This is a genomic window from Propioniciclava soli, from assembly GCF_014858005.1.
GTDB classification, from domain to species: Bacteria; Actinomycetota; Actinomycetes; order Propionibacteriales; family Propionibacteriaceae; genus Propioniciclava; species Propioniciclava soli.
Window position 1 is genome coordinate 42,320 of record NZ_JACYOT010000019.1, and the last position, 17,131, is coordinate 59,450.

Here is a 17,131-nt window from a genome sequence, read left to right on the forward strand (position 1 = left end):
GACGTCACGTGACTCCTTGATCGGCAGGACTTCCGGCTCAGCGCAGGAACGTCCCTGCAAACGTAGCAAGCTGCATGACCGAATCGGGCAGCATGCCCAGCCACAGGGTCGCCACGGCACCGATCACGACCGGGATCCACGTCCACGCGCTCGCCGAGCCGACGAACGTGCCCTTCGCCGGTTCCTGACCGAACATGACGACGATGACCCGCAGGTAGAACCAGGCGCCGACGAGGCTCGCGAGCGCGGCGACGATCACGAGCCACCAGTAACCGCCACGCCAGGCCGCGGTGAACACGGCCCACTTGCCGATGAACCCACCGGTGAGCGGGATGCCGGCGAAGCTCAGCATGAACAGCGCCATGAGACCCGCCACGGCCGGGTTCTTGCGGGCGAGACCTGCCCAGCCCGCCAGGCCGTTCTCCTCGCCCGCCGGGTTGCGCACCATCGTCACGAGCGCGAACGCCCCGATGGTCGCGAAACCGTAGGCCGCGAGGTAGAACATGATGGACGCCGCCGAGGTGGCCTGGCCCGCGGGCACGATCTGGCTCGCGCCCACGACGGCGGTGAGGATGAACCCGGCGTGCGCGATCGAGCTGTAAGCCAGCAGCCGCTTGATGTCGGTCTGGGTCAGGGCGGCGGTGATGCCGACCACCATGGTGAGCACGGCGATGATCGCCAGCAGGGGCTGCCACGTCCACCGCTCCCCGTCCAGCGCCACGTAGAACACGCGCAGCAGGGCGCCCACGGCCGCCAGCTTCGTGCAGATGGCCATGAAGCCCGTGACGGGCGTCGGAGCACCCATGTACACGTCGGGCGTCCAGCTGTGGAACGGCACGGCACCGATCTTGAACAGCAGGCCGACGCCCAGCAGCGCCAGCCCGGCGATCAGCAACCCTTCGCCGAACACGGACGCGGTGACCGCGTCGTGGATCGCGGCGAGGTCGAACGAGCCGGAGTAGACGTAGAGCAGTGCGATGCCCATGAGGAAGAACCCGGAGCTGAAAGCGCCGAGCAGGAAGTACTTCAGGGCCGCCTCCTGGCTGAGGAGCCGGCGGCGACGCGCCATCGCGCACATCAGGTAGAGCGGCAGGGAGAACACCTCGAGGGCGACGAACAGCGTGATGAGGTCGCTCGCGGCGAGGAAGACCATCATGCCGCCGAGGGCGAACAGGCCGAGCGGGAAGACCTCGGTGTGCTCGCGGCCGGCGCGGGCCGACTCGGCCTCCTCGACCGACCCGGGCACCGCGGCCGCGGACGCCGCGAACGCGGTCACCCCACCGTTGACCCGGCGCTCGGAGAACACCATGAACGCCAGGGCCCCGAACACGAGCAGGGCTCCCCACAGGAAGTAGGCCGGCCCGTCCAGGGTGATCGACCCCATGGCCAACACCCCGGAGATGCCCCGGAACCAGTTGATGACGAGGAAGGCGAGCGACAACACGACGCTGGCGAGCACCAGCGACATCTGCGCGACGAACCGCAGGTGGTGCGGCAGCACCGCCTCCAACAGGATGCCGAGACAGCCGGCGGCCAGCACGAGCAGGATCGGCGCGAGGGCGCGCCACTCCAGCACGGGCGCGGCGAACTCGAGGACGGTCATCGTGCGACTCCTTCCACGACCGGCGCGGGGTCGGTCATGCCCAGATGCTGCAGGGTGGTGACGGCGGTGGGTTCGACGAGGGCGACCGCGGGCGCCGGGACGAACCCCAGCACGAGCAGGATCCCGATGATCGGCACCATGATCCAGCGCTCCAGCCCCGTGAGGTCACGGCCGGTGAACGCGGCACCGGCGTCGGTGGTCAACGGCCCCGTCATGGTGATGCGGTAGAGCCGCAGGACGTAGGCCGCCCCCAGCACCACACCGAGCAGCGCGACGAGCGTGACGATGGGATTGCGGGTCCAGGAGCCGCTGAGCACCATGAACTCACTGACGAACGTCGACATTCCGGGCTGCGAGAGGGCCGAGAGACCGGCCAGCAGCAGGACGCCGGCGGCGACCGGCGCCACCTTCTGGACGCCGCCGTACGCGGCGATGTCGGCCGTGCCGCGCCGCTTGATGAGGTACCCCGCCGCCAGGAACAGCGCCGCGGTCGAGAAGCCGTGGTTGAGCATGTAGAACATCGACCCGCTCAGGCTCGTCGTCGTGAAGCTGTAGATGCCGAGGATCATGAAGCCGAAGTGGCTCACCGAGGTGTAGGCGACGAGCCGCATGAGGTTGCGCGACGCGAGGGCCCCGAGCGCCCCCCACAGGATGGACAGCACGGCGAACCACGTCATGAACGGCGCGACCCACTGGCTGGCCTCGGGGAACAGGGTGAGGCAGAACCGGATCATGCCGAACGTGCCGATCTTGTCCAGCACGCCGACCAGCAGCGTGGCCGTGCCGGGCGTGGACTGCTCGGCGGCATCCGGGAGCCACGTGTGGACGGGCACCATCGGTGCCTTCACGACGAAGGCCACGAGGAGGCCCGCCATGAGCCAGCGGCCGACATCGCCCGACAGGTCGAGCGTCGCCAGGTCGGCGACCAGGTAGGACGGCTGCCCCGCGGACGCGCTCACGGCGTACAGACCCACCACCGAGGCCAACATGATGAGACCACCGGCCAGGCTGAAGATCAGGAACTTGACCGCTGCGCGGCCCCGCTGCGGCCCTCCGAAGCCGATCATGAGGAAGTAGACCGGGATGAGGGTGGCCTCGAAGAACAGGTAGAAGAGCAGCAGGTCGGTGGCCGTGAACACGAAGATCGCCAGGCCCTCGAGGATCAGGACGAGGGCGAAGTAGGCCTGCGCGCTCCAGCGGGCCCCCGGCAGATCCCACTCCGCCAGCAGGACGAGCGGCACCAGGACCACGGTGAGCAGCACCATGGCCGCGCCCATGCCGTCCAGGTCGAGCGCCCACCAAGTGCCGAACGCGCGGATCCACGGCAGTTGCTCGGCCAGCGTGACGCCGGTGGCGTGCATCCACACGACCGCGATGCCGAGGGCGAGGGTCGCGATGCTGGCGGCGAAGCCGAGGGTGCGCGCCGCCCCCCTGCCCATGGGCAGGAGCAGCAGCAGGCCGGCCACCAGCGGCAGCAGCCCCAGGAAGGTGAGCCAAGGGAATGTCATGTCAACTCCTGTCTCAGCCGAGCTGGCTGAGGATCAGCACGACACCGACGGCGAGGACGCCGAACAGCATCATGAGGGCGTAGCTGCGCGCGTACCCGGACTGCACCCGCCGGACCATGGCGGACAGGCCACCGAAGGCCCGTCCGGTGCCGTCGGCGGCACCGTCGATCCCGACGCGGTCGGTCACGTCCACGGCGTGGGCGGTCGCGACGGTCGGGCCGGTGAACAGCAGGCCGTTGGCCTGATCGGCGAAGAGCACGTTGCGGCCGGCGAGCGTGATCGGGTTGCGGGTGGCGGGGGCGACGCGCGGGATCGGGCCGCGTCCGAACACGAACCAGGACAGCGCGACGCCGACGGCGACCACGGCCATGGTGAGCAGGCCGACCGGGGTCGGAACCAGGCTCAGCTCGTGCGGGTGGACGCCCAGCGCGGGCTCCAGCCAGCCCTGGATCCAGTTGTTCATCACGATGCCGGCGCCGACGCTGAACACGGCCAGCACGATCAGCGGGATCGTCATGACCTTGGGCGACTCGTGGGGGTGCACGCCCTCGTCCCAGCGGCGCTCGCCGAAGAACGTCATGAGCATCAGCCGCGTCATGTAGAAGGCGGTGATGCCGGCGCCGATGAGGGCGCACAGGCCGACCACCAGGTTGTGCTCGAAGGCCGCCTCGATGATGTGGTCCTTGCTGAAGTAGCCGGAGAACAGCGGGAACCCGATGATGGCCAGGTAACCCATCGCGAAGGTCCAGAACGTCACCTTCATCGCGGTGCGCAGGGCGCCGTAACGGCGCATGTCGACACCCTCGTGCATGCCGTGCATGAGCGAGCCCGCCCCGAGGAACATGTTGGCCTTGAAGAAGCCGTGGGTGAGCAGGTGGAAGATGGCGAACGCGTAGCCGGCCGGCCCGATGCCCGCGGCGAGCATCATGTAGCCGATCTGGCTCATGGTGGAACCGGCGAGCACCTTCTTGATGTCATCCTGCGCGCAGCCAATCCAGGCGCCCGCGAGCAGCGTGACGGTGCCGACCACCACGACGGCGGTCTGGGCGATCGGTGCGAGCTCGAAGATCGCGTGGCTGCGGACGACCAGGTAGACGCCCGCGGTGACCATCGTGGCGGCGTGGATGAGGGCCGACACGGGGGTGGGGCCCTCCATCGCGTCGAGCAACCAGGCCTGCAGCGGCACCTGGGCGGACTTGCCGCACGCGCCGAGCAGCAGCGCGAACCCCATGACCGTCACCCAGAAGCCGGGCGCCTCCGCGACACCGGCGTTCACGACGGCGAACGAGCTGGAGCCGAACAGGGCCAGCATCGTGAAGATCGCGATGAGCATGCCGAGGTCACCGACGCGGTTCATGACCAGCGCCTTGACGCCGGCGGCCGCAGCGGCCGGCTTGTGCTGCCAGAAGCTGATCAGCAGGTAGGACGCCAGACCGACCCCCTCCCAGCCGACGAACAGCACGAGGTAGTTGTCGGCCAGCACCAGCACCAGCATGGCGGCGATGAACAGGTTGAGGTAGGCGAAGAAGCGACGGCGACGGGCGTCGTGGGCCATGTACCCGATGGCGTAGATGTGGATCAGGCTGCCGACGCCCGTGATGAGCAGGGCGAACAGGATCGAGAGCTGGTCCACCAGCAACCCGACGCCGAACTCCCACTCCCCCGTGCTGAACCACGTGTAGAGCGGCAGGGAGACGCGTCGCACGCCCGGGTCGTTGATCAGCATCGAGGTGAAGACCGCGAGCGCCACCCCGAAGGAGACGATGACCGCGGCGGTCGCCAACAGGTGGCCCCAGGCGTCCGACACCCGGCCCGCGAGCAGCAGCACGGCCGCCGAGAGCGCAGGCACGGCGATCATGAGCCACAGGTGGGCGTACATGCCGGTCGCCGCGACCGGTTCGACGATGGTCTCGAGAAGGATCACGTCAGCCACCTCAGAGCTTCAGCAGGTTGGCGTCGTCGACCGAGGTCGAGCGGCGGGTCTTGAAGATCGACACGATGATCGCCAGGCCGACGACGACCTCGGCGGCCGCGACGACCATCACGAAGAAGGTCGCCACCTGCCCGTCCAGGCCGCCGTGGATGTGCGAACCGGCGACGAGCACGATGTTGGTCGCGTTCAACATGAGCTCCACACACATGAAGGCCACGAGCGCATTGCGGCGCACGAGGACGCCGACCGCGCCGATGGAGAACAGGATCGCCGCGAGGATGAGGTAGTTCTCGGGGTTCATCACCGGGCTCACTCCTCGTCCTCGTCGTCGTCCGCGACGGCCTCGATGGCCGCGAAGGTCTCGTTGGTCACCTTGGCCAGGGCGGGGGCGTCCAGCGAGGCCCCGCGCAGGATGAGGGTCTGCGAGAGCGACTTCTCGGCGACCGACCCGTCGGGCAGCAGCGCCGGGGCGCCGATGGCGTTGGTGTGGGCGTACACGCCAGAGTTGGGCAGCGGGCCGGGGTGCTCGCCGCTGGTGCGGTAGGCGGCCATGCGATCCGCGGCCATCTCGCGCTGCCGCTTCTTGGGCGTGACGCGCTGGTGGTGTGCCAGCAGCATCGCGCCCACGGCGCCGCTGATGAGCAGGGCCGAGGTCAGCTCGAACACGAAGACGTAGCGGCCGAACAGCAGTTCGGCGAGGCCCTCGACGTTGCCGCCGCGCGCGGCGTTCGCCTCGATCGTGGTGACCGGCGGGTTCACCACCGCCCCGCCGACCGCGAAGACCAGCAGGGCGGCCGCGCCGATGCCGGCGAGGATGGCGAGGAAGCGCTGACCCTTGAGCGTCTCGACGACCGAGTCGGGGGTGTCGACGCCGACCATCATCAGCACGAACAGGAACATCATCATCACCGCACCGGTGTAGACGATGACCTGGATCATCGCCAGGAACGGCGCGTCCATCGACGCGTACAGCACGGCGAGGCTGATCATCGACACCGCCATCCCGAGCGCGGCGTACACCGCGCGGCGGGCGAAGACGAGCCCGAGGGCACCGAGGATCGCGATCGGCGCCGCGATCCAGAAGGTCACCTCCGCCCCCGTCACGAGCGGAACCATGGCCGGGTTCACGATGTGGCCCCCTTCGCCTCGACGGGACCGGTCCGCGTGTCCGGGACGCCGGTGGGGGGCAGGCCGAGGAAGTAGTCCTTCTCGTCGAGACCCAGGCGGCGCGGGTGCGGCGGCTCCTCCATGCCCGGCAGCAGCGGGGCGAGGAGGCGGTCCTTGGTGTAGATCATCTTCTCCCGCGAGGTGTCCGCGAGCTTGAAGTCGTTGGTCATCGTGAGGGCCCGCGTCGGGCAGGCCTCGATGCACAGGCCGCACAGGATGCAGCGCAGGTAGTTGATCTGGTAGACGCGGCCGTAGCGCTCCCCCGGGGAGTAGCGGTCGGCCTCGGTGTTGTCCGCGCCCTCGACGTAGATCGCATCGGCGGGGCACGCCCACGCGCACAGCTCACAGCCGACGCACTTCTCCAGCCCGTCGGGCCAGCGGTTGAGCTGGTGCCTGCCGTGGAAGCGCGGCGCGGTGACCTTCTCGCGTCCCTTCTGCGGGTAGCCCTGCGTGAAGGTCTTGCGGAAGATGGTCTTGAAGGTGACGCCGAAACCGGCCCACGCGTCGAACAGTCCCATCACTGTCCCTCTCGGTAGTCGTCGGACGCCACCGGCGCCACGGTGTCGGGCTCCGGCTCACCGCGCACCACGCCGGCGAGCTCGGGGAGCTCCTGGCCGGGCAGTGGCGGAACGGGGTACCCGCCGGCGAAGGCGTCGACCTCGCCCGCCGGAATGTCCTCCAGGTCGCGCTCCTCGTCGTTGCCCCCCAGGAAGAACAGGGCGACCAACGCGAGGGCCGCAGCACCGATGATGATCCACACCACCGGGCCCTGCAGCAGGCCGTGGTTCATGAGACCCCGCACGAGCGCGATCAGCATGATCCACGCCAGCGAGATCGGGATCAACCACTTCCACCCCAGCGCCATGAACTGGTCGTAGCGGAACCGCGGCAGCGTGCCGCGCAGCCACACGAAGAAGGAGATGAGGAGCTGCACCTTCAGCATGAACCAGAGCAGCCCCCAGTAGCCGGAGTCGATGCCCGGGATCAGCGCCAGGGGCCACGGGGCGTGGTAGCCGCCGAGGAACAGCGTGGTCGCCACCGCCGACACGGTCGCCATGTTGATGTACTCGGCGAGGAAGAAGATGGCGTAGCGGAAGCCGTTGTACTCCGTCAGGTGGCCCGAGACGAGCTCGGACTCGCACTCGGGCAGGTCGAACGGCGCCCGGTTGGTCTCGCCGACCATCGAGATGACGTAGATGATGAACGACGGCGCCAGGAGCAGCCAGTACCACTGCTGCAGCCCGAGGAAGCCCTCGCCGATCAGCGGGCGGGCCTGCGCCGCGACGATCTCAGAGGTCGACATGGTGCCGGAGTACAGGAACACCGCCACGAACGACAGGCCCATGGAGATCTCATACGAGATCATCTGCGCCGAGCTGCGCAGCGAGCCGAGCAGCGAATAGGGCGACTGGGAGCTCCAGCCGGCGAGCACGAACCCGTACACGGCGACCGACCCCATTGCGAGGATCAGCAGCGCGGAGACGGGCATGTCGGTGACCTGCAGGCGCGTCGCGACGCCGAACATGTTCACCTCGCCGCCCAGCGGGATGACCGACCAGGCGGTGAACGCCGTCACACCCGCCAGCAGCGGGGCGATGGAGAACAGCACCTTGTCGACCATGCCCGGCGCGAAGTCCTCCTTGAACATCAGCTTCAGGCCGTCGCCGAGCGCCTGGCCGAGGCCACCGAGCCACGTCGGGTTCATGATCGGGCCGAGGCGGTGCTGCATCTTGGCGACCAGCCGCCGCTCGTACCAGACGTTGAAGATCGTCCACGTCAACAGCAGGACGACCACGCCGATCACCTTGATCAGCACGATCCACCACGGATCATTGCCGAAGATCGAGATGTCCTGGGGGTTCATGCCGCACCTCCGTTCACCTGCACCGATTCACCGGGCGTCACGGCGAGTTCGCCGAGACCGACACCGGCCACGTTCCCGGGGACCCAACAGACCCCGTCCACCATCGAGGGCGTCACGACCAGCGGCAGCTCCCACACGCCGTTGCCCGCCGCCACCGTCACCTGGTCGCCGTCGGCCAGCCCGAGGCCGGACGCCGTCGCCTCGCTGAGGCGCGCCACGGGCCGCTTGGCGGTCGCGAGCAGCGCCTCGGAGCCGTCATTGCCGGCCGAGCCGTCGATGAGCAGGCGCCACGAGCCGAGCACGAGGCCCGTGCCCACGCCGGAGGCGGCTGCCTCCGCGGGTGCGGCGGCGCGCTCGCCCTCCCAGACGCCGAGCTCGGTGAGCTCCGCCTTGGCCCCGCTCGCCCGGCGGACGCCGAGGTCGGAGCCCAGCGCGTCGGCCAGCATCGCCAGCACCCGCAGGTCGGTCATGGCCGAGCGCGCCTGACGGTTCACCCGGTTCACGCGCCCCTCGCGGTGCTCCCAGTTCACGAACGTGCCCGACTGCTCCTCGATCAGATCGACCGGCAGCACCACGTCGGCCCGCTCCGCGACCTCGGACAGCCGCGTCTCCAGGCTCAGCACGAAACCGGCCCCCTCGAGGGAAGCCCGGGCCGCCTCGGCGTCCGCGAAGTCCGTCGGCTCGACGCCGGCCACCACGAGCGCGGCCAGGCTGCCGGTTCCGGCGGCATGCAGCATCGCGCCGGCGTCCAGGCCTGGCGTCGTCGGCAGCGTCGGCACCGCCCACGCGGCCTGCACGTCCACCCGGGCGCTCGCGTCGGTCACGGGACGCCCCCCGGGCAGCAGGTTCGGCAGGCAGCCGGCCTCGACGGCACCGCGATCCCCCGCCCGCCGCGGCACCCAGGCCAGGCGGGCGCCGGAGCGACCGGCCAGCTCGAGCAGGGCCGTGAACGTCCCGAGCGAGGAGGCGGCCCGCTCGCCGACCAAGATCACCGTGTCGGCGTCCGCGTCCAGCTTGCCGACGACCTCGGCCTCCGTCCCGGGGACCGTCGGCACCAGGTGGGCACCCAGCTTCTCCGCGCCGTTGCTGGCGAACGGGGCGACGGTGACGACCTTCAGCTTCTTCTTGCGCACGGCCTTGCGGAGGCGCAGGAAGACGATGGGGCTCTCCTCCTCCGGCTCGAACGCGACGCAGATCACCTGGGACGCGTTTTCCAGGTCGGCGTAGGTGACGCCCTCGCCCACCGTGCGTCCGGCCACGGCGTGCGCCAGGAACTGGCCCTCCTCCAACGAGTGGGGCCGGGAGCGGAAGTCGACGTTGTTGGTGCCGAGCACGACCCGGGCGAACTTGGCGTAGCCGTAGGCGTTCTCGAGGGTGAGGCGTCCGCCCGTGAGCACACCGACGCTGCTGCCCGCGCGGCGCAACCCGGCCACCGCGGCGTCGATCGCCTCGGGCCAGGACGCCGGCCGCAGCACGCCGCCGTCGCGGACGAGCGGGCTGGTCAGCCGGTCGGCCAGGCGGCCGGAGTGGAAGGCGAACCGGCCACGGTCGCAGTTCCACTCCTCGTTGACCTCGGGGGCGTTGCCCGCGAGACGCCGCTTCACCTGGTAGTGCCGGTGGTCGGTGCGGAGCTGGCAACCCGAGGCGCAGATCTCACAGGTCACCGGTGTCGACACGAGGTCGAACGGCCGGGCCTGGAAGCGGTAGTCGGCGCTGGTCAGCGCGCCGACCGGGCAGATCTGGATGACGTTGCCGGAGAAGTAGCTGTCGTACGGCTTGTCCTCATAGAAGCCGACCTGCTGCAGCGCGCCGCGCTCGACGAGCGCGATGAAGGGGTCGCCGGAGATCTGCTCGGAGAACCGAGTGCACCGCGCGCACAGCACGCACCGCTCCCGATCGAGCAGCACCTGGGCCGAGATCGCGACCGGCTTCGGGAACGTCCGCTTGACCCCCAGGTACCGCGACTCGGCGGGGCCGTGGCTGAGCGCCTGGTTCTGCAACGGGCACTCGCCGCCCTTGTCGCAGATCGGGCAGTCGAGCGGGTGGTTGATGAGCAGCAGTTCGAGCATGCCCGTCTGCGCCTTGTCGGCCACGGGGCTGCTCACCTGCGTCTTGATCTGCATGTTCGGCGCCACCTCGAGGGTGCAGGACGCCTGCGGCTTCGGCATGCCGCGTCCGTTGCCCATGTCGGGCACCTCGACCATGCACTGGCGGCACGCGCCGACCGGGTCGAGCAACGGGTGGTCGCAGAAGCGCGGGATGTCGACGCCGATCATCTCGGCCGCCCTGATGGCGAGCGTGCCCTTCGGCACCTGCACCTCGGTGCCGTCGATGAAGACGCTGATCAGGTCGCTGGTGGCGACCTCGGCCGCCTTGGCCTCGACGCTCATGCGTGGGCTCCCTTCGGTGCGGCGAACAGGGCGCTGCGTTCGTAGGGGAACAGCTCCCACGCGGGCGTGGTGTAGCCGGCCTCGAACTCGGAGCGGAAGTGCTTCACGGCGCTGGTGACGCAGGCGACGGCGCCGTCCGCCAGGGCGCAGAACGACTTGCCACCGATGTTGTCGCACAGGTCGAGCATCTTCTCGATGTCGCCCTCGACGGCGGTGCCGGCCTCGAAGCGCTGCAGCAGCTGCACCAGCCACCAGCTGCCCTCGCGACACGGCGTGCACTTGCCGCACGACTCGTGCTTGTAGAACTCCACCCAGCGCAGCGTGGTGCGCACCACCGAGGTGGTCTCGTCGAAGACCTGCAGGGCCTTGGTGCCGAGCATGGTGCCGGCGGCGGCGGCACCCTCGTAGTCGAGCGGGATGTCGAGGTGTTCCGCGGTCAGGATCGGCGTCGAGCTGCCGCCCGGCGTCCAGAACTTGAGCTCGTGGCCCTCGCGGACGCCGCCGGAGAGCTCGATGAGCTGCCGCAGCGTGATGCCCAGGGGCGCCTCGAACTGGCCGGGACGCTGCACGTGCCCGGAGAGCGAGTACAGGGTCATGCCCTTCGACTTCTCGGTGCCCATCGAGGCGAACCACTCCGCGCCGTTGGCGATGATGCTCGGCACCGACGCGATCGACTCGACGTTGTTGACCACCGTGGGGCACGCATACAGGCCGGCCACCGCCGGGAACGGCGGGCGCAGGCGGGGCTGGCCGCGGCGTCCCTCGAGCGAGTCGAGCAACGCGGTCTCCTCGCCGCAGATGTACGCGCCGGCGCCGGCGTGCACGACCACGTCGAGGGAGTACCCCGAGCCGAGCACGTTCTTGCCGATGTACCCCGCCGAGTAGGCCTCGCGCACCGCCTGCTGCAGCCGGCGGACCACGTGGACCACCTCGCCGCGCACGTAGATGAAGGCGGCCTCGCAGCCGATCGCGTAGCTGGCGATGATGACGCCCTCCACCAGCGTGTGCGGCGAGGCCATCATCAGCGGCATGTCCTTGCACGTGCCGGGCTCGGACTCGTCGGCGTTCACCACGAGGTACTTGGGGTTCGGGTTGTCCTGCGGCACGAAGCTCCACTTCATGCCGGTCGGGAAGCCGGCCCCGCCGCGACCGCGCAGCCCGGCGTCCTTCACCGTGCCCATGACGTCGGCCGGGGTGCGGCCGAGGGCCTTGCGCAACCCCTGGTAGCCGCCGGTGCGCTCGTAGTTCGTGATCTTCCACGCGCGCTCGTCGGCCCAGTTGGCCGACAGCACGGGGGTCAGCAGATCGGTCACTGCGCCTCCTCCTGGGTCGTCTCGGACGCCTGCACCGCGCGAGCGGGGGGTGCGCTCCACCCGCGATCGGCCGCGATGTCCAGGCCGAGCAGGGACGCGTGCCCCGCCGCCGGCCCCTCGTCGGCCCGACCGTCGGGGAAGCCGGCGAGCACCCGCTCGGTCTCCTTCCAGCCGACCAGCTCCGCACCGCGCGTGGAATGGACGACACGCCCGGCGGCGAGATCCTCGATCAGCCGGTTCGCGGACTCGGGGGTCATGTTGTCCATGAACTCCCAGTTGACCATCATGACGGGCGCGAAGTCGCACGCCGCGTTGCACTCGACGCGCTCCAGGCTGAACAGGCCGTCGGGGGTCGTCTCGCCCTCGCCGATGCCCAGCTTCTGCTCCACGACGTCCATCAGGATGTCGCCGCCCATCACCGCACAAAGCGCGGTCGTGCAGACGCCGACGTGGTGCTTGCCGCCGGGGCGCCGCTTGTACATCGTGTAGAACGTCGCGACCCCGGAGACCTGGGCGGCGGTGATGCCGAGCACCTCCGCGCACGCCTGGATGCCGGCCGGCGACACCCGGCCGTCCACGGACTGCACCAGGTGCAGCATCGGCAGGAGCGCCGAGCGCGCCTGGGGGTACCGCTCGGCGAGCTGACGCATCTCGGCGATGGTCTCCTCGGTGATGTTCGTGCTCGTGTCGGCCATGTCGACCGAGCCCGACTCCGGGAACCAGCTCTGGAATTCGTGTCCCCGGACGCCGCCGTGGCTTGCGCTCGCGTCCGCTCGCACTGACTCATTCGAACCGCTCACCGGTCGACACCTCCCATGACGGGGTCGATGGAGCCGACGGCGACGACGACGTCGGAGATCATGCCGCCCTCGCACTGGATCGGCACGGACTGCAGGTGGTTGAACCCTGGATCCCGCATGTGGGCGCGGTGCGGCCGCGTGCCCCCGTCGGAGACGACGTGGCAGCCGAGCTCCCCCTTCGGGGACTCGATCGGCACGTAGGCCTGCCCGGCGGGCACGCGGAACCCCTCGGTCACCAGCTTGAAGTGGTGGATGAGGGCCTCCATCGACTCGCCCATGATGTGGCGGATGTGCTCGTTGCTGTTGCCCTGCCCGTCCGGGCCCACCGCCAGGTCGGCCGGCGAGCCGATCTTGAGGTCGTCCACCATCACGGGCATGCCGACGGACTGCTCCAGCCGCTCCGCGCACTGCCGGACGATCTTGAGCGACTGCCACATCTCATCGAGCCGGACGCGGAAGCGCGCGTAGGCGTCCGCACCGGCCCAGCCGTCCTCGGGCCGCCAGGCGCACACCTCGAAGTCGTAGGTCTCGTACCCGCAGTACGGCTGCGCCTTGCGCAGATCGGCCGGCAGGCCGGTCGCGCGCAGCATCGGGCCGGTGACGCCGAGCGCCATGCAGGCGGTCAGGTCCTGGTGGCCGACGCCCATCATGCGGCCCTGGAAGATCGGGTTCTCGTTGCAGAACAGCGCGTACTCGGGCAGGTGGTCCTCGAGCCACTTGATGAGGTCGCGCAGCTGGGCGAGGCCCGACTCCGGCAGGTCGTTGGCGACGCCCCCGGGGCGGATGTAGGCGTGGTTCATGCGCAGGCCCGTGACGGCCTCGAAGAAGTCCAGGATCATCTCGCGCTCGCGGAAGCCGATCGTCATCACCGTCAGCGCGCCGATCTCCATGCCGCCGGTGCCGACGGCCACGAGGTGGGACGCGATGCGGTTGAGCTCCATCATGAGCACCCGGATCTCGTTGGCGCGCTGCGGGATCTTGTCCTCAATGCCCAGCAGGCGCTCGACGGCGAGGCAGTAGGCCGCCTCGTTGAACAGCGGGGCCACGTAGTCCATGCGCGTCACGAACGTGGAGCCCTGCGCCCAGGTGCGGTACTCCATGTTCTTCTCGATGCCGGTGTGCAGGAAGCCGATGCCGGGTCGGACGCTCAGCACGGTCTCGCCGTCGCACTCCAGGATCAGGCGCAGCACGCCGTGGGTCGACGGGTGCTGCGGGCCCATGTTGATGACGAGCGTCTCGTCGCCACGCTCCGCCTGCTCCTGCGCGATCTCGGCCCAGTCGCCGCCCTGGGACGTGTAGACCGTGCCAGTGGTCGGCTCCTCACCGGGGGCCGCGTAGTAGTCCGTGCTCGCTGCTGTGCTCACTCCACACCTCGCTGCTGGTTTCGCTGGTGCCTCATCGGTAGGTCCTCCGCTGGTCCGGGGGCGGCACGACGGCGCCCTTGTACTCGACCGGGATGCCGCCGAGCGGGTAGTCCTTGCGCTGCGGGTGACCGACCCAGTCGTCCGGCATGAGAATGCGGGTCAGGGACGGGTGGCCGTCGTAGACGATGCCGAACATGTCCCAGGCCTCGCGCTCGTGCCAGTCGGCGGCCGGGTAGAGGCTGCAGACGCTGGGGACGTGCGGGTCGGCGTCCGGGCAGGTGGTCTCCACCCGCAGCCGCCGGTTGTGGGTCCACGACCCCAGGTGGTAGACGCTGTGCAGCTCGGCGCCGGCATCGTTGGGGTAGTGGACGCCCGACACGCTGGCGCAGAGCTCGTAGCGCAGCGCCGCGTCGTTGCGCAGGTGCTCCAGCACCGCCAGGAGCCGCTCGCGGCGCACGTGCACGGTCAACTCGCCGCGGTCGAACACGACGAGGGTGAACGGATCACCCTCCAGCTCCTCCAGGCGCGCGACGACGCGCTCGTGGTCGCCCGGCAGGGGGCGCGGCGAGGCCGTGGGCCGCCACACCTCGCGGACGATCTCGCCGTAGCCGGAGGTGTCGGGCGAGCCGTCGCTCCACATGCCGCGGCGCGTCGCCGGGGCGACGACCGGCTGCTCGCTGGGCTGGGCGTCCTCACGCTCCAGGCCCGCACCGGGCGCCGAGCCGTTGTCGGCAACGGGCTCGTCGACCGTCTTCTCCTCGCCCGGCAGGTTGGCGCCGGGGGTGGGCTGACCGCTCATCGCAGGAGACCCTTCTGCTCGATGGTGGCCGGCGCGACGAGCGCGAGCTCCTCGAGATCCTCCAACACCTTGGCCCGGTGCTTGCCCATCGGGTCGTTGAGCACGATCTGGCGCAACTTGAACATGCCGTCGATCAGCATGTCGGGCCGCGGCGGGCAGCCGGGCACGTAGATGTCCACCGGCACGATGTGGTCGCCGCCCTGCACCACGGCGTAGTTGTTGAACATGCCACCCGAGCTGGCGCAGACCCCCATGGCCATGACCCACTTGGGGTTGGGCATCTGGTCGTACACCTGCCGCAGGACGGGCGCCATCTTCTGGCTCACCCGGCCCGAGATGATCATCAGGTCGGCCTGGCGCGGCGACGCGCGGAACACCTCCTGGCCCCAGCGCCCGGCGTCGAAGCGCGGCGCGCCGTAGGTCATCATCTCGATGGCGCAGCAGGCCAGGCCGAACGTGGCCGGCCAGAACGACGTGCGGCGCATCCAGCCCGCGACGGCCTCGACCGTGGTGGTCAGCACGCCCTCTTCGGGAAGCGCGTCCTCGATACCCATAGTTGTCCGTTTCCTCTCAGGCGCCTTCAGTCCCACTCCATGCCGCCGCGCCGGTACTCGTAGTAGTACGCGATGCAGAGCAGGAGGAGGAAGACGATCATGGTCAGGATCGTGAACATGCTCAGTTGATCGAACGCGACCGCCCATGGGTAGAGGAAGGCGATCTCGATGTCGAACACCAGGAACATCATCGCGGTGATGTAGTACTTGACCGGGAAGCGGCCACCGCCGGCCGCCTTGGGCGTCGGGTCGATGCCGCACTCGTACGGCATGTACTTGCTCTTGTTGTAGCGCTTGGGGCCCACCACGAGGGAGAGCAGGATCATCACGCCGAGCAGGGCTGCCGAGAAGAACAGCACCCCGAGAATCGGAATGTAGGGGCTCATGACAGCGGGTGTCCCTTCCGGTCGACGTTCATGCGGACGGCGCCATTCTCGACAGTGACGTGAGCATCTTGTCCATCCAGTCCCCGTCGTCGGTGTCGTACAGGTGGGCCAGCATCTTCATCGTGAACTTCATCAACGTGGGTCTGGGCAAACCGTATCGCGTGCACAGGGCCATCACCTCGGGACGCTCGATGAGGGAAACAAACACCTGCCCGAGGCGGTAGTAGCCGCCCCACTCGGCCGACAGGCGCGACGCGTAGCCCTCCAGCGCGCGCTCGGCCGCAGGCGTGCCGAAGCCGCGGCTGCGGGCGTCCGCCACGGCGTCGGCCGCCATCTCGGCGGCCTCCATCGCGTAGGGGATCCCCTCGCCGTTGAACGGGCTCACCATGCCGCCGGAATCCCCGACGAGCAGGAGGCCGCGCCCGTAGGCCGGCTTGCGGTTGAAGCTCATGGGTAGCGCCGCGGAGCCCACGCCGCCGATCTGGTTCTCGGGCGTGAAGCCCCACTCCGGCGGGGTGTTGCGGACCCACGTGTTCAGCAGGTCGCGGAAGTTGACCTTCTGGCTGGACGCCGTGCTGCTCACGGTGCCCATGCCCACGTTCACCGTGCCGTCGCCCAGGGCGAACACCCAGCCGTAACCGGGCAACAGGTGGGAGCGGCCGGGCTCGCCGTCCCACAACTGCAGGTGGCTCTCCATCCACGCGTCGTGCGTGCGGGCCTCGCTGCGGTAGTAGGTGCGCACCGCGACGCCCATCGGGCGCTTGCGGTTCTTTTCCAGCCCCATCCCGAGGGCCAGGCGGGAGGAGTTGCCGTCGCAGGCCAGCGTGACCGGCGCGCGGAACGTGCGGCCGTCCTTGGCCCGGACGCCGACGATGCGCTCCCCCGCCAGGATCGGCTCGCTCACCGTCGTGTCCTCGTACAGGTGGGCGCCGGCGTCGGTGGCGAGCCGGGCGAGCAGGTGGTCGAAGTCCGCGCGCGGACGGGTCAGCCCGTAGTTCGGGAACGACTCCAGCTCGGGCCACGGGAAGTGGAAGGGCTCACGCCGCGCGCCGTAGGTGCGCAGGCCGACGTTGTGCTTCCAGCCCGCGGCCTCGCTCACGTCGACGCCGAGGCGGACGAGTTGCTTGGTGGCCCGCGGCGTCAGCCCGTCCCCGCACACCTTGTCGCGGGGGAAGCGTGCCTTCTCGAGCAGGGCCACGTCGAGACCCCGGCGGGCCAGCCACGTGGCCGCGGTCGAGCCGGCGGGGCCGGCACCGACGACGATCACATCGGCCTCGACCGCATCCCCGGAGCGAACCGGTGCGGCGGAGTCCTCCTGCGTCATCGATCCGTCACCCTCCCACGCTCGCCCTGCCATCGGTCCGGGGGTCAGTCTAGGCAGTTGGTCCGACAATCGCCATTTGCCCCTCCGGGCGGCATCGCGGCCTGTCACGCGGCCTTTTTGATCACC

Annotated in this window: 15 protein-coding genes; all 15 read right to left on the minus strand. The window is 69.7% G+C overall.

Annotated elements, in window-relative coordinates:
• Positions 1 to 37 precede the first annotated feature (37 nt).
• Positions 38 to 1,603 (minus strand): NADH-quinone oxidoreductase subunit NuoN, encoded by a 1,566-nt coding sequence (gene nuoN, locus IFY26_RS15565; protein ID WP_232549923.1) that lies wholly within the window; start codon positions 1,601 to 1,603, stop codon positions 38 to 40.
• Positions 1,600 to 3,111 (minus strand): NADH-quinone oxidoreductase subunit M, encoded by a 1,512-nt coding sequence (locus IFY26_RS15570; RefSeq protein WP_232549924.1) that lies wholly within the window; start codon positions 3,109 to 3,111, stop codon positions 1,600 to 1,602. The genes nuoN and IFY26_RS15570 overlap by 4 nt, the downstream gene beginning before the upstream one ends.
• Positions 3,112 to 3,124: 13 nt before the next feature.
• Positions 3,125 to 4,990, minus strand: a complete 1,866-nt coding sequence (nuoL, locus tag IFY26_RS15575; protein WP_232549965.1) for an NADH-quinone oxidoreductase subunit L — start codon at positions 4,988 to 4,990, stop codon at positions 3,125 to 3,127.
• A gap of 55 nt (positions 4,991 to 5,045) precedes the next feature.
• Positions 5,046 to 5,345, minus strand: coding sequence for an NADH-quinone oxidoreductase subunit NuoK (nuoK, locus tag IFY26_RS15580; protein ID WP_232549925.1), 300 nt, complete (start codon positions 5,343 to 5,345; stop codon positions 5,046 to 5,048).
• Positions 5,346 to 5,353: 8 nt separating this feature from the next.
• A complete protein-coding gene (locus tag IFY26_RS15585) occupies positions 5,354 to 6,160 on the minus strand; it encodes an NADH-quinone oxidoreductase subunit J (protein WP_269779639.1) in 807 nt (268 codons plus the stop codon).
• Positions 6,161 to 6,168: 8 nt separating this feature from the next.
• Positions 6,169 to 6,729, minus strand: coding sequence for an NADH-quinone oxidoreductase subunit NuoI (nuoI, locus tag IFY26_RS15590; protein WP_232549927.1), 561 nt, complete (start codon positions 6,727 to 6,729; stop codon positions 6,169 to 6,171).
• Positions 6,729 to 8,075, minus strand: coding sequence for an NADH-quinone oxidoreductase subunit NuoH (gene nuoH, locus IFY26_RS15595; protein WP_232549928.1), 1,347 nt, complete (start codon positions 8,073 to 8,075; stop codon positions 6,729 to 6,731). The genes nuoI and nuoH overlap by 1 nt, the downstream gene beginning before the upstream one ends.
• The gene (locus IFY26_RS15600; protein WP_232549929.1) at positions 8,072 to 10,465 is read right to left on the minus strand and encodes an NADH-quinone oxidoreductase subunit G; all 2,394 of its coding nucleotides are present in this window, start codon (positions 10,463 to 10,465) and stop codon (positions 8,072 to 8,074) included. The genes nuoH and IFY26_RS15600 overlap by 4 nt, the downstream gene beginning before the upstream one ends.
• A complete protein-coding gene (gene nuoF, locus IFY26_RS15605) occupies positions 10,462 to 11,778 on the minus strand; it encodes an NADH-quinone oxidoreductase subunit NuoF (RefSeq protein WP_232549930.1) in 1,317 nt (438 codons plus the stop codon). The genes IFY26_RS15600 and nuoF overlap by 4 nt, the downstream gene beginning before the upstream one ends.
• Positions 11,775 to 12,473, minus strand: coding sequence for an NADH-quinone oxidoreductase subunit NuoE (nuoE, locus tag IFY26_RS15610; protein WP_232549966.1), 699 nt, complete (start codon positions 12,471 to 12,473; stop codon positions 11,775 to 11,777). Before nuoE ends, nuoF begins: the two co-directional genes overlap by 4 nt.
• Before the next feature lie 101 nt (positions 12,474 to 12,574).
• Positions 12,575 to 13,846: an NADH-quinone oxidoreductase subunit D gene (locus IFY26_RS15615; RefSeq protein ID WP_232549967.1), complete on the minus strand. Its 1,272-nt coding sequence runs from the start codon at positions 13,844 to 13,846 to the stop codon at positions 12,575 to 12,577.
• Between the two features lie 127 nt (positions 13,847 to 13,973).
• Entirely contained in the window at positions 13,974 to 14,741 is a 768-nt protein-coding gene (locus tag IFY26_RS15620) for an NADH-quinone oxidoreductase subunit C (RefSeq protein WP_269779631.1), read from the minus strand.
• Entirely contained in the window at positions 14,738 to 15,295 is a 558-nt protein-coding gene (locus IFY26_RS15625) for an NADH-quinone oxidoreductase subunit B (protein WP_232549931.1), read from the minus strand. Before IFY26_RS15625 ends, IFY26_RS15620 begins: the two co-directional genes overlap by 4 nt.
• Before the next feature lie 26 nt (positions 15,296 to 15,321).
• Positions 15,322 to 15,681 (minus strand): NADH-quinone oxidoreductase subunit A, encoded by a 360-nt coding sequence (locus tag IFY26_RS15630; protein WP_269779632.1) that lies wholly within the window; start codon positions 15,679 to 15,681, stop codon positions 15,322 to 15,324.
• Between the two features lie 28 nt (positions 15,682 to 15,709).
• Entirely contained in the window at positions 15,710 to 17,005 is a 1,296-nt protein-coding gene (locus tag IFY26_RS15635; RefSeq protein WP_232549932.1) for a geranylgeranyl reductase family protein, read from the minus strand.
• Positions 17,006 to 17,131: the final 126 nt, after the last annotated feature.